This window comes from Pseudonocardia sp. Ae331_Ps2 (assembly GCF_001932405.1).
In the GTDB taxonomy this organism is placed as follows: domain Bacteria; phylum Actinomycetota; class Actinomycetes; order Mycobacteriales; family Pseudonocardiaceae; genus Pseudonocardia.
In genome coordinates this window covers 5,162,044-5,180,574 of record NZ_MCIM01000001.1, presented here as the reverse complement: position 1 = coordinate 5,180,574, position 18,531 = coordinate 5,162,044, and the positions used below count along the sequence as shown (strand labels likewise).

General features: G+C 73.9%; 19 protein-coding genes and 1 pseudogene. 9 read left to right on the top strand and 11 right to left on the bottom strand.

The genetic code is table 11. The features are described from left to right. Window positions 1-14: 14 nt before the first annotated feature. Complete coding sequence (locus tag Ae331Ps2_RS24215) at window positions 15-1,373, bottom strand: M20 family metallopeptidase (protein ID WP_212567660.1); 1,359 nt, start codon at window positions 1,371-1,373, stop codon at window positions 15-17. Beyond that, window positions 1,370-2,335, bottom strand: a complete 966-nt coding sequence (locus Ae331Ps2_RS24210) for a 5'-3' exonuclease (protein ID WP_075306332.1) — start codon at window positions 2,333-2,335, stop codon at window positions 1,370-1,372. Before Ae331Ps2_RS24210 ends, Ae331Ps2_RS24215 begins: the two co-directional genes overlap by 4 nt. A gap of 70 nt (window positions 2,336-2,405) precedes the next feature. On the opposite strand from Ae331Ps2_RS24210, the gene Ae331Ps2_RS24205 reads away from it, so the two are divergent. The 5 genes from Ae331Ps2_RS24205 to Ae331Ps2_RS24185 all read left to right on the top strand — a co-directional run bounded on the left by Ae331Ps2_RS24205 (window position 2,406) and on the right by Ae331Ps2_RS24185 (window position 6,951). Next, complete coding sequence (locus Ae331Ps2_RS24205) at window positions 2,406-3,260, top strand: GAF and ANTAR domain-containing protein (RefSeq protein WP_075311786.1); 855 nt, start codon at window positions 2,406-2,408, stop codon at window positions 3,258-3,260. Window positions 3,261-3,389: 129 nt separating this feature from the next. Then, the gene (locus Ae331Ps2_RS24200) at window positions 3,390-4,517 is read left to right on the top strand and encodes a Xaa-Pro peptidase family protein (protein ID WP_020622649.1); all 1,128 of its coding nucleotides are present in this window, start codon (window positions 3,390-3,392) and stop codon (window positions 4,515-4,517) included. A gap of 126 nt (window positions 4,518-4,643) precedes the next feature. After that, window positions 4,644-4,838 (top strand): PspC domain-containing protein, encoded by a 195-nt coding sequence (locus tag Ae331Ps2_RS24195; RefSeq protein WP_075311787.1) that lies wholly within the window; start codon window positions 4,644-4,646, stop codon window positions 4,836-4,838. A gap of 305 nt (window positions 4,839-5,143) precedes the next feature. Further along, window positions 5,144-5,950 (top strand): PIG-L deacetylase family protein, encoded by an 807-nt coding sequence (locus Ae331Ps2_RS24190; protein ID WP_075306334.1) that lies wholly within the window; start codon window positions 5,144-5,146, stop codon window positions 5,948-5,950. A 224-nt stretch (window positions 5,951-6,174) separates the two neighbouring features. Continuing rightward, the gene (locus Ae331Ps2_RS24185) at window positions 6,175-6,951 is read left to right on the top strand and encodes a polyprenol monophosphomannose synthase (RefSeq protein WP_075306336.1); all 777 of its coding nucleotides are present in this window, start codon (window positions 6,175-6,177) and stop codon (window positions 6,949-6,951) included. A 26-nt stretch (window positions 6,952-6,977) separates the two neighbouring features. Here Ae331Ps2_RS24185 and Ae331Ps2_RS24180 read toward each other — a convergent pair whose 3' ends face one another. From Ae331Ps2_RS24180 to ligD, 5 genes are all read right to left on the bottom strand, one after another. Beyond that, a complete protein-coding gene (locus tag Ae331Ps2_RS24180) occupies window positions 6,978-8,732 on the bottom strand; it encodes a DUF885 domain-containing protein (protein ID WP_075306338.1) in 1,755 nt (584 codons plus the stop codon). Between the two features lie 114 nt (window positions 8,733-8,846). Continuing rightward, window positions 8,847-9,188, bottom strand: coding sequence for an RNA polymerase-binding protein RbpA (locus Ae331Ps2_RS24175; protein ID WP_020627709.1), 342 nt, complete (start codon window positions 9,186-9,188; stop codon window positions 8,847-8,849). A gap of 240 nt (window positions 9,189-9,428) precedes the next feature. Continuing rightward, window positions 9,429-10,754 carry an MFS transporter gene (locus tag Ae331Ps2_RS24170; RefSeq protein WP_075306339.1) on the bottom strand — a complete coding sequence of 442 codons (1,326 nt, stop codon included), beginning with the start codon at window positions 10,752-10,754 and terminating at the stop codon, window positions 9,429-9,431. A 64-nt stretch (window positions 10,755-10,818) separates the two neighbouring features. Continuing rightward, window positions 10,819-11,586 (bottom strand): glycerophosphodiester phosphodiesterase family protein, encoded by a 768-nt coding sequence (locus Ae331Ps2_RS24165; RefSeq protein ID WP_075306341.1) that lies wholly within the window; start codon window positions 11,584-11,586, stop codon window positions 10,819-10,821. A gap of 5 nt (window positions 11,587-11,591) precedes the next feature. Further along, on the bottom strand, window positions 11,592-13,565 hold the full coding sequence (gene ligD / locus Ae331Ps2_RS34385) for a non-homologous end-joining DNA ligase (RefSeq protein WP_212611718.1): 1,974 nt from the start codon (window positions 13,563-13,565) through the stop codon (window positions 11,592-11,594). Window positions 13,566-13,678: 113 nt separating this feature from the next. Between ligD and Ae331Ps2_RS24150 the strand changes: the two genes are divergently transcribed. Next, window positions 13,679-13,906 carry a DUF3072 domain-containing protein gene (locus tag Ae331Ps2_RS24150; protein WP_075306343.1) on the top strand — a complete coding sequence of 76 codons (228 nt, stop codon included), beginning with the start codon at window positions 13,679-13,681 and terminating at the stop codon, window positions 13,904-13,906. Between the two features lie 10 nt (window positions 13,907-13,916). On the opposite strand, the gene Ae331Ps2_RS24145 is transcribed toward Ae331Ps2_RS24150, so the two are convergent. After that, window positions 13,917-14,309, bottom strand: coding sequence for a VOC family protein (locus Ae331Ps2_RS24145; RefSeq protein ID WP_075306344.1), 393 nt, complete (start codon window positions 14,307-14,309; stop codon window positions 13,917-13,919). Window positions 14,310-14,531: 222 nt separating this feature from the next. Here Ae331Ps2_RS24145 and Ae331Ps2_RS24140 point away from each other — a divergent pair, with 222 nt between their 5' ends. The 3 genes from Ae331Ps2_RS24140 (at window position 14,532) to serA (ending at window position 17,035) form a co-directional block, all read left to right on the top strand. Beyond that, a complete protein-coding gene (locus Ae331Ps2_RS24140) occupies window positions 14,532-14,756 on the top strand; it encodes a hypothetical protein (protein WP_075306346.1) in 225 nt (74 codons plus the stop codon). A gap of 240 nt (window positions 14,757-14,996) precedes the next feature. Continuing rightward, on the top strand, window positions 14,997-15,647 hold the full coding sequence (locus Ae331Ps2_RS24135) for a hypothetical protein (RefSeq protein ID WP_139318714.1): 651 nt from the start codon (window positions 14,997-14,999) through the stop codon (window positions 15,645-15,647). A gap of 188 nt (window positions 15,648-15,835) precedes the next feature. Next, window positions 15,836-17,035 carry a phosphoglycerate dehydrogenase gene (gene serA, locus Ae331Ps2_RS24125; RefSeq protein WP_075306350.1) on the top strand — a complete coding sequence of 400 codons (1,200 nt, stop codon included), beginning with the start codon at window positions 15,836-15,838 and terminating at the stop codon, window positions 17,033-17,035. A gap of 3 nt (window positions 17,036-17,038) precedes the next feature. Here serA and Ae331Ps2_RS24120 read toward each other — a convergent pair whose 3' ends face one another. The 3 genes and pseudogenes from Ae331Ps2_RS24120 to Ae331Ps2_RS31475 form a co-directional block, all read right to left on the bottom strand. Beyond that, on the bottom strand, window positions 17,039-17,518 hold the full coding sequence (locus Ae331Ps2_RS24120; RefSeq protein ID WP_075306352.1) for a hypothetical protein: 480 nt from the start codon (window positions 17,516-17,518) through the stop codon (window positions 17,039-17,041). A 189-nt stretch (window positions 17,519-17,707) separates the two neighbouring features. Further along, entirely contained in the window at window positions 17,708-18,184 is a 477-nt protein-coding gene (locus Ae331Ps2_RS24115; protein WP_075306353.1) for a GNAT family N-acetyltransferase, read from the bottom strand. A gap of 202 nt (window positions 18,185-18,386) precedes the next feature. Continuing rightward, window positions 18,387-18,531, bottom strand: a pseudogene (locus tag Ae331Ps2_RS31475) (IS5/IS1182 family transposase); the annotation flags it as partial.

Below are 18,531 nucleotides of genomic sequence, written 5' to 3'. Positions count from 1 at the left end.
CCGGGGAGAACGGCTCACTCGAAGAACGCGGGCACGTCCACCGGGCCGCCCGCCTCGGCGAACTCCGCCGCGACCGCCTCGCGCAGCGCCGCGTCGTGCAGCAGGTCGGCCACCACCGTCGCCAGCCCGGCGGCTCCGTCGAGGACCGCACGGTCCCCGGCCGCGCCCGCCGCGGCCTCGGCGAACCCGGTGGTGTGCAGTGCGGTGCCCGGCTCGGCGATCGCGATCATCGGGTGGATCGAGGGCACCCGCAGCGAGACGTTGCCCAGGTCGGTCGACCCGGTCTCGGACTCCGGCACCACCCCGCGCGGGTACACCGTGCGCCCCCGCCCGGCCTGGGCCACCGCCCAGCGCGCGGCGAGGGTCCGGTTGTGCCGGATCGGCAGGTACGGCGGGCGGGGGTCCCAGTCCAGGGTGTGACCGCAGCCGGTCATCGCCGCCGCCGCGACCACGATCGCCTCCACCCGGGCGGTCAGGTCCCGCAGCGTCTCCGGGTGCTGCGAGCGCAGGTAGTAGCGCGCCGCCGCCCGCTCCGGGACGACGTTGGGTGCCTGCCCGCCGTCGACGACGACACCGTGCACCCGGTCCCCGTCGGGGATGTGCTGGCGCAGCATCGCGATCCCCTGGTACCCCATGACGACCGCGTCGAGGGCGTTGCGGCCGCGGTGCGGCTGGGCCGAGGCGTGCGCGGCCACCCCGTGGTAGGTCACCTCGAGCTGCCGGCGCCCCAGGAACGGGTGGTCGGCGATGTCGTGGGCGAACGGATGCAGCATCACCGCGGCGTCGACGCCGTCGAAGGCGCCGTCGCGGGCCATCGTCTCCTTCCCGCCGCCGCCCTCCTCGGCCGGTGTGCCGAGCAGCACCACGGTGCCGCCCACCGGGTGCGCCGCGAGCACCCGCGCGAGCGCCAGGAACGCCCCCACCGCCGCCGCGCAGATCACGTTGTGCCCGCAGGCGTGCCCGATGCCGGGCAGCGCGTCGTACTCGGCGAGCACCGCGACCGTCGGGCCCTCCCCGGAGCCGAGGGTCGCCCGCAGCGCCGTGTCCAGCCCGTGCACGCCGACGGCCGCGTCGATCCCGTGCCCGGCCAGCAGCGCGGCCACCGCGGCGACGGAGCGGTGCTCGGAGAACGCGGTCTCGGGGTGGGCGTGCAGGTCGTGCGACAGCGCCAGCAGCTCGTCCCGCAGCCCGTCGACCGCGGACGCCGCCGCCTCGCGCACCGCGGCCGGGGCGCCGTCGTACGGAGAGGTGATCGGCTCGGCCGCAGCCGCGCGCACCGCGGTCTCCCGGGCCACCGCCTCGTCGTACGCCGACGACGGCGGGACCGGCAGGCAGTGGTCGTGGTCATGGTCGTGCTGGTCGTGGCGGGTCACGACGACGCCGCCGCGTCGAGGGCCTTGCGCAGCCGCCCCACCGAGGACTCCAGACCCCACCGCGCCGCCAGCTCGTCGAGCCGGTCCGGGTCGGCGAACGCCACCGGGAGCACGTCGTCGCGGCTGAGGTCCACCTCGGCGTCGGTCCGCACCCGCACCACCGGCTCGACGACGTCGAGGTAGTCCCGCGCCGCGGCCAGCTTCGCCCGCGGCCCGGCGCCGATCCGGGGGTCGCCGTCGCCGACGGCGGCCAGCAGCTCCGCCCACGAGCCGAACCGGCCCACCAGCGTCGCCGCGGTCTTCGCGCCGACCCCGGGCACGCCGGGCAGCCCGTCGGAGGGGTCCCCGCGCAGCATCGCCATCTCCGCGTAGGCGGCACCGGCCCGCTCCGGGGGCACCCCGAACTTCGCCGCGACGTCGTCCGGGCCCAGGTTCTCGGCCTTGTTCAGCCCGCGGCCGATGTAGAGCAGCCGCACCGGCGGGGCGTCGCGCACGATCTGCATGAGGTCCCGGTCCCCGGACACCCCCAGCACCGGGTCGACGGCCTCGCGGTGGGCCAGGGTCCCGATCACGTCGTCGGCCTCGCAGCCCGCGGCCCCGCCGGTCGCGATCCCGGCCGCCGCCAGGACCTCCATGATCAGCGGCACCTGCGGGGCGAGCGTGTCCGGCACCTCCTCGGCCACCCCGGCCGGGACCTCGTCCCCGGCCCGGCCCGCCTCCACCCGGTGCGCCTTGTACGACGGCAGCGCCGCCACCCGGAACGCCGGCCGCCAGTCCAGGTCCAGGCAGGCAACCAGCCGCGCCGGGCGGTGCTCGGTGACCAGCCGCGCGATCATGTCGGTGAACCCGCGGACCGCGTTCACCGGCGTCCCGTCCGGGGCGGTGACGCTCTCCGGGACGCCGAAGTAGGCACGGAAGTACATGCTCGCGGAGTCCAGCAGCATCAGCGGGCGCTCACTCATGCCGAGAGTCTGGCACCGTCGCCGTACCCGGGTGGGCGCCGGACCCGGCCGGACCGTGCAGAATGTGGTCGTGGAGAACAGCGGAACCACTACGAGCAGCGGACCTGCGGCGGCCGCCGCGGGAGACGAGGACTGGAGCGCCGAGCGCGCCCTCTTCGTGGCCGCCGAGCAGCGCGGCGGGCCCGCCGAGGCCGCCCTCGCCGAGACCGGTCCGCTCGCCCGCGAGTTCACCGCCCTCACCACCGCCCTGCTCGCCTCCGGCTCGGTCGCCGACGTCCTCGCCCGGATCGTCGCGGCGGTCCGCCGGGTCGTGCCCGGCGCGGACATGGTCAGCGTCACCCTCCGCGACGAGGACGGCCGCTTCCACACCCCCGTCGAGACCGACCCCGCCGCCTCGTCGATCGACGAGGCCCAGTACGCCAGTGGCCTCGGACCCTGTGTCGAGGCCGCCCGCGCGGACGGCCCCGCGCTGGCCTCCGCCGACGACCTCACCACCGAGACCCGCTGGACCGACTTCGCCCGTGCCGCCGTCGGGCACGGCTACCACTCGGTGCTGGCGGTCTCGCTCATCCCCAACGCCGAGCCGCCGCGGCTGCCCGGCGCGCTCAACGTCTACGCCACCGAGCGGCACGCGTTCACCCCCGAGGACCGCGACCGCCTCATGCTGCTCGCCACGCACGCGTCGCTGGCCCTGGCCACCTGCGTCGCCGTGTCCAGCTCCGCGCTCCAGGAGACCCAGCTGCGCCAGGCCATCGTCTCGCGCGACGTGATCGGCCAGGCCAAGGGCATCCTGATGGCGCGCCGCGGACTCACCGCCGACGAGGCCTTCGACGTGCTCCGCCGCACCTCCCAGGACCTGAACGTCAAGCTCGTCGAGCTCGCCGGGACCGTCACCGCGCACCCGACCGCCCTCGACACCGACTGACCCGCCGACCGGCTCCGCGGGCGTCCGGTCACGCAGCGCGTCCGGCCGCGATCCGGCCGCCGCCCGGTCCACGCCGCGGTGCTCCGGGTGGCGGTCGTGTACCCCCCGTGCCCGCCTACGCTCACGGTCATGACCGATGCCGTCCCCACCGAGCTGTTCGCCGACCGGCTGCGCCGTGCCGGCGAGCACGCCGCCGAGCAGGGCTCCGACGTGCTGTTCCTGACCCCGGGAACCGACCTGCGCTACCTGACCGGGTTCGACGGGTCCTCGCACGAGCGCCTCACCTGTCTGATCGTCCCGGCCGCCGGGCACCGGGCGCCGCCCGCGCTCGTCGTCCCGTCGTTGGAGGCGCCGGGGTTCGCGGATGTGCCGCTGGAGGCCCTCGGCATCGACCTGGTCACCTGGACCGACGGGGAGGACCCGTACCTGCTGGTCAGTGACCTCGCCGGCGGTCCCACCCGGATGTCGGTCGACGACGACATGCCCGCCCGCCACGTCCTCGGCCTGCGTCACGCCTTCCCCGACGTCCCGCAGTACCTCGGCGGCACCGTGCTGCGCGAGCTGCGCATGCGCAAGGACCCGGCCGAGATCGATCGCCTGCGCGAGGCCGGCGCCGCCATCGACCGGGTGCACCGGCGGATGGGCGAGTTCCTGCGCCCCGGCCGCACCGAGGCCGAGGTCGGCGCGGACATCTCCGCCGCGATCGTCGCCGAGGGCCACACCGAGGCCGCGTTCGTCATCGTCGGATCCGGACCCAACGGCGCCAGCCCGCACCACGACGTCTCCGACCGCGTGATCGAGCCCGGCGACGTCGTCGTCATCGACATCGGTGGTCCGCTCCCCGGCGGCTACAACTCCGACTGCACCCGCACCTACGCCGTCGGCGGCGAGCCCGGCGCGGAGGTCAAGGAGACCTACGCGGTGCTGCAGGAGGCCCAGGAGCGCGCCGTCGCCGCGGTCCGGCCCGGCGCCACCGCGGCCGACATCGACCGCGCCGCCCGCGAGCACATCGCCGCCGCCGGGCACGGTGAGCACTTCATCCACCGCACCGGGCACGGCATCGGGCTCGACGTGCACGAGGAGCCCTACATCGTCGACGGCAACGACCTCGTCCTCGCCGAGGGCATGACCTTCTCCGTCGAGCCCGGCATCTACCAGGCCGGCAGGTGGGGCGCCCGGATCGAGGACATCGTCGTCGTCACCGCCGACGGCGTGGAGCGGCTCAACACCACCGCCCGCGACCTCGTCGTCCTGTAGCGCCGCCTCTGCAGGGTCTCCGGGTGCGTTCGGGGTCACCGTCGGGGTGTTCCCCGAGCGCGCCGGGGCCCGGTGGTGCCAAGGTGGGGGAGGTCCGATCCGCACCACCAAGGAGCACCCGTGAACATGCCCGTGTCCCAGCGCCTCGTCCGTCCCCGCAACGGGAATGTGATCGCCGGGGTGTGCGCCGGGCTGGCCGACCGCTTCGGGTTGGGCCGCAACACCGTGCGGTTCCTGTTCGTGTTGTCCTGCCTGCTGCCCGGCCCGCAGTTCGTCATCTACCTCGCGCTCTGGCTGATCATGCCGAAGAGCACGGTCTGACCAGCGCCGATCGAGGGCTGACCGAGCTCTGACCGAGCGCTGTGAGCGCCGTCGCGGGACCCGGTGTGGACCCGCGACGGCGGCCCTGCCATCATCTCCCGCGTGATCGACCCGACGACCGCCACCGCCGCCGCGCGCCCCGTGCGTGCCGCCGCGTGTCGCTGTCGTCGGGGTCCGTCCCCGCGCGGCTGACACCGCCGTCCCGACTCACCGTCCGTGGACCGCTCCCGCCGCCCGGGTACCGACCCGCTCCGGACCGACGTCCGTACCGGCCACCCCGGCCCCGCACGCGAAGCGATCACCAGGTGCACACCCTCTCCGGCCAGACCGTCCTGGCCCTCCACGCCCACCCCGACGACGAGTCGATCTTCACCGGCCTGACCCTGCGCCGCCTCTCCGACGCCGGCGCCCGCGTCGTGCTCGTCATGGCCACCGGCGGTGACCTCGGCGGCTCCCGGCTCCCGCTGGAGCCCGGCGAGACCGTTCCCGAACGCCGCCGCCGCGAGCTCGCCGACGCCGCAGCGCTGCTCGGCGTGCACCGGCTGGTGCTGCTCGGGCACCGCGACTCCGGCCTGCCCGGTGGCGAGGGCCTGCGCCACCCGCAGGCACTCGCCGGTGCCGACCCGGTCGCGCTCGGCCGCGCCGTCGCCGAGATCGTCGACGCCGAGGGCGCCGGCACCGTCCTGCACGACGACGACGCCGGCATCTACGGCCACCCCGACCACCGCGCCGCACACGCCGCGGGCGCCATCGCCTGCTCGCTCACCGGTGCCCACGGCTACCGGATGACCGTCGACCGCGAGCACCTGGCGCTGGCCGCGCGCGACCGGCACCTCGTCCACGGCGCCGCGCACGCCGCGGGCGTCGGCTACGGCCGGGTCACCGCGGAGATCGCCGTCGCCGTCGGGGGCGGGCCTGCCGAGCTCGCCGTCAAGCGGGCCGCGATGCTCGCCCACGCCAGCCAGATCGCGCCCGGCTCGGTCGACGAGGAGAGCTTCGCCGCCACCTACGGCTACGAGTGGTTCCTCCCCGGGGAGAACACCGGCGGCCGGGTCGGCGGCGGGGTCCTGGAGGCGCTCGGCAACGCCCACCTGCTCGCCGGGACCCGCTGACCGCCGCCCCCGTCCCTGCCCCGGCACCGACCGCGTCCGGGCCCGGGTGCGATCCCCTGTCCGGTTCCGTGGCAGAAGCCACCGCGTCGGGCGATCGCACCGCTCCACTACGCTGTCCGCACGACCGCGCTCGGCCACAGCACGACGAGCGGTGACCGAACAGGTGCGGTCCGTACGGGTAGGGTCGTCCGGTCGACACCGATCGGGCGGGGGAGAGGACGAGCATGGTCGAACCGCCGGGCCCGGTCCTGGTCGTGGTTCCCACCTACGACGAGCGGGAGAACCTCGGTCCCGCCGTCGCGCGGCTGCACGCCACGCTGCCCGACGCCGACGTCCTCGTCGTCGACGACGCCAGCCCCGACGGCACCGGCGAGCTCGCCGACTCCCTCGCCGCCGCCGACGAGCGGATCAGCGTCATGCACCGCTCCGGCAAGGACGGCCTCGGCGCCGCCTACCTCGACGGCTTCCGGCACGCGCTGACCGGCGAGCACCAGGTGGTCGTCGAGATGGACGCCGACGGCTCGCACGCCCCCGAGGACCTCCCCGCGCTGCTCGCGGCGCTGGCCGACGCCGACGTCGTCCTGGGTTCCCGTTACGTGCCCGGCGGGCGCGTCGTGAACTGGCCCTGGCACCGCGAGGTCCTCTCCCGCGGCGGCAACCTCTACTCCCGCCTCGCGCTCGGTGTCCCGCTGCGGGACATCACCGGCGGCTACCGGGTCTACCGGCGCACGGTGCTCGAGCAGCTGCAGCTGGACTCGGTCGCCTCGCAGGGCTACTGCTTCCAGGTCGACATGGCCTGGCGGGCGCTGCAGGCCGGATTCCGGGTCCGCGAGGTCCCGATCACCTTCACCGAGCGTGAGCGCGGCGCCTCCAAGATGAGCGGCGGCATCGTCGCCGAGGCGCTGTGGCGGGTCACCTGCTGGGGGCTGTCGCACCGGCTCGGCCGCGACATCCCCCAGCACCCCGCGGGCCCGGTCACCGAGGGCGCCACACACGGCTGAGCCGCGCGCGGCGCCCCGGTGCGCCGTCAGGCGCGCGCTGCCGGCAGCGCCGCCAGCTCCGGCACCAGGTCGTCGAGACCCAGAGTGCCCTGCGCGAGCGCGGCGGCGTGCCACGCGGCCAGGTCGAACTCCTCGCCGCGCGCGGCGTGCGCGGCCCGCGCCCGCTCCCGCCCGGTCAGCCAGGCCCGCTCACCGAGCTTGTAGCCGATCGCCTGGGCCGGACCGCCGAGGTAGCGCAGCAGCTCCGAGTCGGCCATCGCGTCCCCGCCGCCGACGTGCCGGCCGAAGAACTCCCGTCCCAGCTCCGGGGTCCACCGCAGACCGGGCCCGACCGGGGAGTCGTCGGGGATCGGCAGCGACAGGTGCATCCCCAGGTCGATCACCACGCGCACCGCGCGCAGCATCTGCGCGTTGAGGTAGCCCAGCCGCGAGCCCGGGTCGGTGTGGTGGCCCAGCTCGTCCATCAGCAGCTCGGCGTAGAGCGCCCAGCCCTCCACGTCCGCGCTCACCGCGCCCACCAGCGACGTCTGGAACGTCGACAGCTCCCGGCTGCGCACCGCCCACGACGCCAGCTGCAGGTGGTGACCCGGGACGCCCTCGTGGTACCAGGTGCTGATCAGGTCCCACAGCGGGTAGCGGTCGTCCTCGCTCCGGGGCAGCCAGGTGCGGCCCGGACGGGAGAAGTCCAGCGCCGGCGGTGTGTAGTACGGCGCCGTCGCACTCCCCGCGGGCGCCAGCCGTGACTCGACCTCCCGCAGCCGGCCGGACAGGTCGAAGTGGACGCCGTCGAGCTCCGCGATCGTCTCGTCCATGATCTTCTGCAGGTGCGCCCGGGCGGCCTCCCCACCGACGACGACCCCGGTCGTGCCTCCGTCGGTCTCCAGGAGCTCCATCGCCTCGCGCACGCTGCCGCCGGGCACGATCCGCGCGGCCTCGACGGCCATCTCCGCGCGGATCCGGTGGAACTCCGACCAGCCCCACTCGTAGGCCTCGGTGGTGTCGATGTCGGCGCCGTTCCAGAACCGGTTCGCGATCCGGTACCGGTCGGGGCCCACGCCGTCCGGGGTCCCCGCGGCGGCGGGCAGGTACTCCGCGGCCAGCCAGTCCCGCAGCTCGCCCAGCGCGGTCGTCGCCTCCTGGGCGCCGCGGTCCAGGTCGGCGCGCACGGCGTCACCGACGGAGGCCTCCGCGGCGAACGCGGCGAACCAGCCGCGGCCGCCCGCGTCGCGGTTCCAGGCGTCGATCTGCTCGGTCACCCGCACGACCTGGCGCGGCGCGGCGAACAGCCCGCGACGGCATCCCTCCGCCAGCGACGCCCGGTACCCGGCGAGTGCCTCGGGGACCCGGGTCATCCGCGCGGCGACGGTGGCCCAGTCCTCGTCGCCGTCGACGGGCATGAGGGTGAACGCGGTCCGCAGGGTCGCCAGCGGGCCGAAGAGCTCCTGCACCGCGCGCAGGGGCTCCCCGGAGGTCAGGTGGTCGAGCTGGGCGCCGAGACGCTCGCCCAGCAGCCGCGCGCAGCGACGCTCGTCGGGGTCGGCCGGCTCCCGTGCGCCCGTGGTGGCGTCCAGCCGGTCCAGGGTCTCCCGGCAGACGGCGACGAGCGCGGCGGTGCCGTCGGGGGACAGGTCGGGCAGCTCGTCCTGCCGCGCGGTACCGCCGAGCTCACCGGCGAGGATCGGGTCGAGCTCGGTGAGGCGCCGGACGTGGTCGTCGGCGAGGTCCCGGACCGCCCGGCTGGGGCGTGCGGTGCGGTGGGTCCCGGTCTGCGTGTCGTTCATCGCCGGTCATCATGCCCGGACGCCATGGAGCCCGGACCCCCTGAGGGGTCCGGGCTCCATGATCACCGCGGTCACCGGGCGGTGGTCCGGTATGTGCCTGTGGCGCGGCCGGGATCAGGCGATCTCGGCGCGCCGCTCGCGCAGCAGCTCCAGGCGCTCGTCGAGCAGCTCCTCGAGCTCGGCGATCGACCGGCGCTCGAGCAGCATGTCCCAGTGCGTACGCGGCGGCTTCTGCTTCTTCTGCTCCGGCTCGGTCCCGTCCACCCGACGACCGACGCCGCCCTGCGGGGACTCCCACGTCGCGGGAGCCTCGGCGTCGTTCGCGAACGGCACCTGGAACTCGTAGCCGGACTCGGACACATAACGGACCATCTGCCGCGGCGCCAGGTCGTGGTTGCGGTCCGTCTCGTAGCTGACAGCCCCGAGCCGGCTGCCACGCAGAACGCGGTCGGCCATGCGTCACCCTCCTGTAGCGCGATGTCGAGGGAGCACCTCGACGGTTACGTCTCCGCCACCGGGTGTAACGTGCGTAGAGCTAGGATATTCCGGCGGCAGGGCAGAACGGACCGCTCGAGTTACCTCGCGGTAACCCGCTCTGCGCCCGATTGACCAGTGTTCCCTATCGCCGCCATCTACACACTCTGATGTGACGTGTCAGCCATGTGTGATGGTGCTCACGTCGACGTCGACGAGTGTTCACACGGCGGACCGGACCGGTGCACGGTCGGGGGAGCGCACCGGCAGCAGCGCGACCAGTCCCGCCGCCAGGACCAGCACGATCCCGACCGTCCCGGCCCGGTCGGAGCCGAACGCGTAGGTGAACACCCCGATCAGCGCCGGCGCCAGGAACGACACCGCGCGCCCGGTCGTCGCGTACAGGCCGAACAGCTGGCCCTCCTGCCGCGCCGGGCTGACCCGCAGCAGGTACGACCGCGACGACGCCTGCGCCGGCCCCACGAACAGCCCCAGCACCAGCCCGAAGATCCAGAACATGGTCGGACCGGACACGAACAGCAGGACCACGCCCACCGCGACGCTGCCGGCCAGCGACCCCACGACCACGGCCTTGGGCCCCAGCCGGTCGTCGAGCCGGCCGCCCACCACGCAGCCCAGCGCCGCGACCACGTTGATCGCCACGCCGAAGATCAGCACCTGTCCCGGCTCCAGGCCGTACACGGTGACGGCGAGGACCCCGCCGAAGGCGAACACCGCGTTGAGGCCGTCCCGGTACAGCGCGCTCGCCCCGAGGAAGTACACGGTGTGCGGGCTCGTCCGGTACAGCTCGCGCAGGTCGGCCACGAGCCTGCGGTACGAGCCGACGACGCCCAGCTTCGGCGCGTCCGGCGTCGCCGGCGGTGTCTCGGGCAGCAGGAGGAACATCGGCGCGGCGAACACCGCGAACCACACCGCCGCCACCAGCACCGCGATCCGCACGTCGAGGCCGTCGGTGGTGGGGACACCGAGCAGCCCGCCGTCGCCGGACAGCAGGAACACGTACACCGCGAGCAGCAGCACGATCCCGCCGATGTAGCCCAGCGACCAGTCGAATCCCGACACCCGCCCGACCGTCGCCGGCGTCGACACCTGCGCCATCAGCGCGTAGTAGGACACGTACGCCAGCTCGACGAAGATCGACGCCAGGGCCAGCAGCAGCAGACCCAGCCACAGGTAGGACCAGTCGTCGCGGACGGCGAACATCCCGGCCATGCAGAGCACGACCAGTGCCGTCCACAACCCGGTCGCGCGCACCCGCCGGCCCGTCCGGTCCGCGCTCTGCCCGATCACCGGCGCCATCAGTGCGATCAGCACCCCGGCCGCGGCCGTCGACCAGGCCAGCCAGCTGTTCGCGCTGACCGTGCCGGGCAGGTCCGCCCCGACCGCGTCGGTCAGGTACACCGAGAACACGAAGGTCAGCGCGATGTGCTGGAACCCCGACGAACCCCAGTCCCACAGCCCCCAGGCCCACACCCGGGATCGGCGGGGCGGGGCCGGCTCTGCGGTCGGGACGGTCGAGGCGGTCACGGCGCGAGCGTATCGACGCCCGCGGGACCCGGCCTCCGATCATCTACGCAGACGCCCACCCCGGTCAGCTCCCGACGACGTCGAGCAGCCGGTCCGGCCGGTCGGACAGCAGCCCGTCCACCCCGAGGGCCAGCAGCCGTCGCATCTCATCGGGCTCGTCCACCGTCCACACGTGCACCTCGTGCCCGGCCCGGTGCGCCGCCTCGACGAACCGCCGGTCCGAGGCCACCGGGATCGGCCCGAACGCCGGTGGCACCTGCGCGAACACCCCCGCCGGCGACGGCAGCAGCCGGCCGGGGACACCCCACGCGCGGGCCCGCAGCGCGACCACCTCGGCCTGCCCCATCGACGTGCACAGCCGCGCCCCGGCCAGCGTCCGGGCGACGTTGAGCCACCGGGCGGAGAACGAGCCCAGGCACACCCGGTCCCAGGCGTCGGCGGCGTCGAGCACCGCCAGCGTCGGCGCGACGACCTCGGCCGACTTCAGCTCGATCGTCACCCGCACCCCGGGCAGCGCGGCGAGCACCCCGGCCAGCCGGGGCAGCGGCTCGGTGCGCTGTGCCCCGGTGACCCGCACGGTGTCGAGCTCCGCTGCGGGGCGCGCGTCGATCCGGCCGGTGCCGTCGGTGGTGCGGTCCAGCGTCGGGTCGTGGTGCACGAACGGCACCCCGTCGGCACTGGCGTGCACGTCCATCTCGACGTAGCGCAGACCGTGGTCGGCGGCGGCGGTGAACGCGGCGACGGTGTTCTCGCAACCTGCGAGCTCCCCGACGTGCCAACCGCGGTGGGCGTAGGCGCGCGGGTGCGGACCGTCGAGGTACGGGTGGTGCACGGCGGTCAGCCTGGCACCTGCCCGATCACCCCACCACGGGGGAGCACGAAACCCTGGGTGTCGATCAGGGGACGCATCAGGTCCCCGTGGGTGTCCAGCCGTGCGGGGAGGTCGTCGAGGGTGAACACCAGGTCGGCGGGCTCGCGACAGCCCTCGACCTCGGCCCAGGTGAGCGGGGTCGCCACCGTGGGGCGCTCGCGCCCGCGCAGCGAGTAGGAGGCGATCGTGGTCTTGGCGGTGGCGTTCTGGCTCCAGTCGACGAAGATCTTCCCGCGGCGACGCGCGCGGGTCATCACTGCGATCACCTCCCGCCGGTGCTCCAGCGCCAGCCGCTCGGCCACCTCACGGGCGAACCCGCTGGTCCGTTCCGGGTCGGTGACCCGCACCGGCAGGTAGAGCTGCATCCCCTTCCCGCCCGACGTCGACGGGTACACCGGCAGACCGTGATCGTCGAGCAGGTCCCGCAGCCACAGCGCCACCCGGGCGCAGTCCACGATCGTCGTGCCCTCGCCCGGGTCCAGGTCGAACACCACCCGGTCCGGCGGCCGACGCCCGTCGCGCGGGCCGAGCCGCCACTGCGGCACGTGCAGTTCCAGCGCCGCCAGGTTCGCCGCCCAGGCCAGCCCCTCGGCGTCGGAGAGCACCGCGAAGTCGGCGGACTCCGACCGGCCGCCGGGCGTCCCCACGCGGGCGGTGCGCAGCCAGTCCGGGGCGTGCCGGGCCACGTTCTTCTCGAAGAACGACTGCCCCTCCACCCCGTCCGGCCAGCGCTTCAGCGTTGCCGGCCGGGCCTCGATGTGCGGCACCATCACCTCGGCGACGGCCAGGTAGTGCCCCAGCACGTCGGCCTTGGTCGTGCCGGTGGCGGGGTAGAGCACCTTGTCCGGGTTGGACAGCGCCGCCCGCCCGTACCCCGCGCGCTGTGCAGACCCGCGCTGTGCAGACCCGCGCCGGGCCGCCTTCCGGCTCGCGCCGTCCACCAGGACCTCCCGCCAGTCGTCGCCCGCGCCCTCGGGGTACCCGGAACCGGCCCGGACGGCGACCACCCCGGGCAGCCCCTGGTCCCGCACCGCGTCGAGCAGCCGGGCACCCGCGTTCGGGTACGACGGCACCGCGCGCCGGTGCGGCCCGTCCAGCGGCAGCTCCTCCAGCAGTGCCCTCCGCTGCTCGACCGGCAGGGCCCGGACGTCGCGGCCACCGGTGTGCAGCACGTCGGCGACCCACAGCTCGCCCCGGTCGGTCAGCTCGGCGTCGAGCAGGTGCCCACCGGCGCCCAGCGCGGGCCCCAGGCCCCGCAGCGCGCCCGGCGGGTCGAACGCCTCCCCGGGGCGGCCCTCGGCGTCCACCGGGCGCAGGGTGAGCCAGCCGCCGTCGGACCGCACCAGCACCCGCCGGCCACCGAAGACCGGGCGGACCGTCCAATCGTCCCCGGTGGGCAGGCGGTCGGCGGACCGGGGGACGGCCAGGACGACGTCGTGGGGGAGCGGGTCGCCGCCGGCGCCCATGCCGTCGGGCTGGTCCCGGGTGCGACGCAGCAGCCAGCCGTCCTTCCGGCCGCCGGAACTCCGGTGCAGCAGCACGAACCGGCCGCGGACCCGCTCGCTGTGCAGGACGAACGCGATCTCGCGGTCGTCCCACTTCTCGGTGTCGTAGCGACCGTGGTCCCAGATCGCCATCCTGCCGCCGCCGTACTCGCCGCGCGGGATCTCCCCGGAGAACTCCAGGTACTCCAGGGGGTGGTCCTCGGTGCGCACCGCCATCCGGACGGTCTCGGAGTCCTCCGGCAGCCCCTTGGGCACCGCCCACGACGCCAGGACACCGTCACGTTCGAGCCGCAGGTCCCAGTGCAGCGCCGTCGCGTGGTGCTCCTGGACGACGAACCGGTTGCCCACGGCGCCCGGCGGGCCGGCGTCGTGCTCGGGCACCGGCTCCGGCGTGCGCCGCGGGTCGCGCCGGCGGCGGTACTCGTCCAGGGGCACGACGGCAGCGTAGTGACCGGCACCGACACCGGCCGGGTTCTTGTTATGACAGTTCCGGTGACGGCGGGACGGCTCGACGTGCGGGGAGTGGCGGTCGAAGATATGTTCGACCCATGACCAACGACCACAGCACCGACGCCGTCGACCCCGGTGCGGCCGAGAAGGACCCCGCCGACTGGACGACCGGCGACGAGCCGATGACCGGCCCGCAGCGGTCGTACCTGGAGACGCTGCTGCAGCAGGCCGGGCAGGACGCCCCGGACGACCTCGACGGGCTCACCAAGGCCGAGGCGTCGAAGCGGATCGACGAGCTGCAGGACGTCACCGGCCGCGGGAACTGACACCGTCCGCTCAGGGCGCGACGAGCTCCACCTCGAAGCCCTCGGCGTTCTCCAGGAACAGCGCGGTGTGGTCCGGGCCGCCGGCGTGCGGGTAGGTCTCGCCGAACAGCTCGGACCACCCGTGCGCTGCGCAGTCCGCCCGCAGCGCGTCGAGCCGGGCACGACCGGGCACGGTCAGGGCCAGATGGTTCAGGCCCGGCCGCATGCGGTCGTGCACGCCGTGGACGGCGGGCGACTGCTCCAGGACGACGTACACGCCCGACGGATGGGTCCAGATCCGTCCGTGGTCCCAGTCGTCGCCACGCAGGGTCCAGCCGAGCCCGGTGAGGAGCCAGTGGAACGACGGCGCCGTCCCGGCGAGGTCTCGGGTCCAGAGTTCGAGATGATGGATGGCGGCAGTCACCGGGACATCTTAGTGCTGAGCCGATAATGCACGTTATGACAGTTCGAGTGCTGCGAGGAGGGGCCGCGGATCCACCCCGGCGCCCCGTCGCCCGATCTGCTAGGACTGCCATGGCACCGGCGAGCGCGCCCAGTTCAGGCAGGCGTTCGTGGGTGGCGTCGGCACGGCCGCCCTGGTGTCCAGCCGGTGCCCGGCGTGCCATGGGACCGGGAAGGCGGGCGCGTGATGCTCTCGGAGTGGTGGATCGTCGCCGCGGCAGTGGTCGGCGTCGTTGCCGTGCTGTCGATCGGCGAGTTGATCATTCGCAGGCGGCGACAGGCGCGGGTGGCGGGTCTCCAGGCGAGGGTCGACCGCCTTCGCGAGGAGCTGGCCGAGGCCGTGGAGAAGGTCGAGGACGACGCGCAGCAGCAGACGCCCGACGCCCGGAAAGCGATGGGCGGCGAGTAGAACGAAGCGGCCCCCGCCCGGGAAGGCGGATTCAAGAGGTCGCTGCAACACCGCTGGCGGGTCAGGCGGACAGCAGTTGACGCAGACGCTCGGCTGGAGTTTCCAGCCGAGCGTTGTGCGTGGGGCGCCCTCCTTCTCGAGCACGCACCGTATCTAGTCAGTTCTGATGAGTTACATCGGACGAAGCAATCTTCTCACCCGTACGGGCGACATACGTGACAGTTCGGGTCGGTGCTGTGCGTGTGCGGCAGCCTGGCGTTCTGGCGGGCCGACATCGTGAAGCAGCGCACCGACGAGTTCCTCGGGCAGCAGTTCCTCGGCGAGACCTGCTCCTACGGCGACGATCGGCACCTCACCAACTTGTCCCTGCTGCACGGCCGGGTCGTCATCGCGCACCGCGCCGTCGCCCGCACCGCCGTCCCCGAGAAGGGCGGCCACCTCATCCGGCAGCAGGTCCGGTGGGGCCGCAGCTTCTTCCGCGAGAGCCTGTTCGCGCTGACGAACCTGCGCCCGAAGCGGGCCGCGTGGTGGCTGACGCTGCTGGAGACCGTGTCCTGGGTGGGGTTCACCGCGGGCCTGGTGCTCGCGCTGTTCATCCTCCCGGCGATGACCGGTGAGGCCCACTGGATCGACTACCTCGTGTGGGTCGTCCTCGCCGGGTACGCCCGCTCGGTGCACATGTTCTCGGTGCGGCGCGCCGGCCGCCCCTGGTGGGTGCAGACCGGGGTGTTCCTCATGGCCCCGCTCTACGGGATGATCCACGTCCTCGCGCTGCTCCCCCTGCGGCTCTGGTCGCTGGCCACACTGCGCTCCACCTCGTGGGGCACCCGCGCCAAGGGCGTCGGGGTCGCCGCCGCCACGAGCTGGCGGGGGCACGCCTGCCCCGCATGACCTCCGAGGGCCTGCCATCCCGCGTCGTCGACCGCGAGCACCGCCGATGGATGCTGACGTTCGAGCGGCTCGGCGGGCCCCTCGTCTGCAAGGACGCCTCGAACGTCCGGGCATCCCGGCATCTCGCCCCCCCCCGCTCCCCCGGCCCCGATACCCCCGCGCCCCACCCGGCGTCCTAGGTTGGACACGTGAAGGTCCTGCTGCTGGAAAACATCCACCCCGGCGCCGCCGAGGCGTTCCGACGCGACGGCTTCGAGGTCGAGACCCGACCCGGGTCGCTCAGCGGCGACGAACTGCGCGAGGCGCTCGACGGTGTGCAGCTGCTCGGCATCCGCTCCAACACCACGATCACCGCCGAGGTGCTCGACGCCGCGAAGGATCTGCTCGCCGTCGGCTGCTTCTGCATCGGCACCAACCAGGTCGACCTCACCGCGGCCGCCGAGCGCGGCATCGCGGTGTTCAACGCGCCGTACTCCAACACGCGCAGCGTCGTCGAGCTGGTCATCGGCGAGATCGTCGTCCTGGCGCGACGGTTGACCGAGAAGACCCAGCGGATGCACGAGGGCGTCTGGGACAAGTCGGCCAAGGGCGCCCACGAGATCCGCGGCCGCACCCTGGGCATCGTCGGGTACGGCAACATCGGCACCCAGCTGTCCAACATGGCCGAGGCCATCGGCCTGCAGGTCGTGTTCTACGACACCGCCGACCGGCTCGCCCACGGCAACGCCCGGCGGATGCCGAGCCTGGACGCCCTGCTGGCCGAGTCCGACGTCGTCTCCATCCACGTCGACGGCCGCCCCGGCAACGCAGGTCTGTTCGGCGCCGAGCAGTTCGCCCGGATGAAGCCCCGCTCGATGTTCATCAACGCCTCGCGCGGCATGGTCATCGACGAGCTGGCGCTGCGGGAGAACATCCTGTCCGGGCACATCGCCGGAGCCGCCGTCGACGTGTTCCCGGTCGAGCCCAAGGCCCAGGGTGACCAGTTCGACTCGCCGCTGCGCGGCCTGGACAACGTGATCCTGACCCCGCACATCGGCGGATCCACCCAGGAGGCGCAGGAGGGCATCGGGGCGTTCGTCTCGCGCAAGCTGCTCGACTTCGTGCAGCTGGGCGCCACTCCCCTGTCGGTCAACCTGCCCAATGTCAGCGCCCCGAACCCGCCCGGGGTGTTCCGGACCGCCTACCTGCACACGAGCACCCCTGGCGTGCTCGCCGACATCAACCGGCTGCTGGCCGACGCCGGCGTCAACGTCGTCGGGCAGGCGTTGTCCACCGGCGGCGACCTCGGCTACGTGCTGACCGACACCGACCAGGTCCTGCCCGAGGACGTGCTGTCGGCGCTCCGCCGGGCCGCGCAGACCGTCTGGCTGCGCTCCTTCCGGCTCTGAGACTCACGCACAGGCGTTCGCGCCGTACTCCTCGACGTCGGAGGGGTGCATCGGACCGTGCACCCCGTGGAAGACGACGAACTCGACGCCGGTCGGGCGGTGGAACAACCCGCCCGTCCGGCGTCGGTACACCAGCGGAGCGCAGCGGTACCCGAACACGGCCCGTGCCCAGCCTTCGGCCTCGCCGCGCGCCAGCGGCTCCGACCCGGTGACGGCGAGCTCCCAGATCCCCACACCGGTCGCCGGGGAGCTCGTGTCCGGCGCGGTCGAGGCCACCAGCGTCAGCTCGCCAGCCCCCCGCATCGCCGGGACGACGGTCCGCACGCGGTGCCAGTCGGGCACCGGCTGCGGGTAGGGGTAGGCCAGCAGTCCCGCGCGCAGCGCGGTGACCGGTCCCCCGTGTCGTTCGTGGATCAGCTGTGCCAGATCCACCGAACGCTTGCGGCGCAGGTCGGCGTTGACCAGACGCGCTTCGACCGTCATTCCCGTGGCCCTCATTCCCGTCCCCGCGCCCCGGGACGGACCTCCGGCGCTGAGGCGGCGCGGTGGGGCCCGACGCCCGGGTGGGAGGACCCTCGAACGGTCCGGCGTCGGCGCCGTGTTCTACGGCTCGTAGAGCATTCTAGATCACATCTCGCAGCCGGGCGAGAGCGGGATCACATGACGGCCCGATCACACCTCGCGCCGGTAGTGCGCGCTCAACGGATCGACCGGGTAGTCGGCGAACGGCGGGCAGCGGACGAAGCCGGAACGCTCGTAGAGCCGCCGGGCCGGGGTCCAGTACTCCCCCGAGCCCGTCTCCAGGTACACCGCCCGGTGTCCGCGTTCACGCGCCGCGTCGAGCAGCCGGGTCAGCACCGCGGCGCCCACACCGCGACCGCGGGCGTGCTCGGCCGTCCGCATGGACTTGATCTCCGCGGCCGGGTGCTCGGGCACCGCCCCGGCTGCCAACGTGCTCAGCGCGCCGCAGCCGAGCAGGGAGCCGTCGTCGTCGCGGGCGACCCACAGGGTCACCCCGGGCCCGCGGAGCCCGTCGAGGTCCAGGGCTTGTGTGCTCTCCGGCAGCCCCTGGGCGTGCATGTCGGCGACGTGCCCGGCGAGGAACCCCTGGACCTCCGCCCCGGACAGGTCGTCGGTGTCGATCTCCATGTGTACCGTCCCTGTCCTTCCCCGGCCGACCCTGCTCAAGAATTGCTCAAATACCGCGCCGACCCATTCGGCACGCTCCTATCGTCGGTGCATCGCACTTTCACCGGCGGCGGGCGGCCGCGTACCGACCGGCGAGGAGAACATCGTGAGCGCAGTCGTCGCAGTAGTGCTGGTCATTGAGGTGTTCTCAGTAGCGGGTTGATCATGTCGTGCGGTCGTACTCGGTGTGGAGTAGTACGAGCGCAGCTGCGGTGATCGCGCCGGTGCGCCAGGGACATAGCGTGACTCGCCGCAACGCGGCGAAGGTGGTCTTGAGCAGGGCGTTTCCGCGTTCGGCCAGAGCACGA

Bases quoted from the DNA above. Each gene is read 5' to 3' on its own strand.
- Ae331Ps2_RS24115 (WP_075306353.1), bottom strand. From the start codon at position 18,184: ATGGAGATCGACACCGACGACCTGTCCGGGGCGGAGGTCCAGGGGTTC.
- Ae331Ps2_RS24150 (WP_075306343.1), top strand. From the start codon at position 13,679: ATGACCAACGACCACAGCACCGACGCCGTCGACCCCGGTGCGGCCGAG.
- Ae331Ps2_RS24120 (WP_075306352.1), bottom strand. From the start codon at position 17,518: ATGACGGTCGAAGCGCGTCTGGTCAACGCCGACCTGCGCCGCAAGCGT.
- Ae331Ps2_RS24185 (WP_075306336.1), top strand. From the start codon at position 6,175: ATGGTCGAACCGCCGGGCCCGGTCCTGGTCGTGGTTCCCACCTACGAC.
- Ae331Ps2_RS24200 (WP_020622649.1), top strand. From the start codon at position 3,390: ATGACCGATGCCGTCCCCACCGAGCTGTTCGCCGACCGGCTGCGCCGT.
- Ae331Ps2_RS24195 (WP_075311787.1), top strand. From the start codon at position 4,644: ATGCCCGTGTCCCAGCGCCTCGTCCGTCCCCGCAACGGGAATGTGATC.
- Ae331Ps2_RS24210 (WP_075306332.1), bottom strand. From the start codon at position 2,335: ATGAGTGAGCGCCCGCTGATGCTGCTGGACTCCGCGAGCATGTACTTC.
- Ae331Ps2_RS24175 (WP_020627709.1), bottom strand. From the start codon at position 9,188: ATGGCCGACCGCGTTCTGCGTGGCAGCCGGCTCGGGGCTGTCAGCTAC.
- Ae331Ps2_RS24180 (WP_075306338.1), bottom strand. From the start codon at position 8,732: ATGAACGACACGCAGACCGGGACCCACCGCACCGCACGCCCCAGCCGG.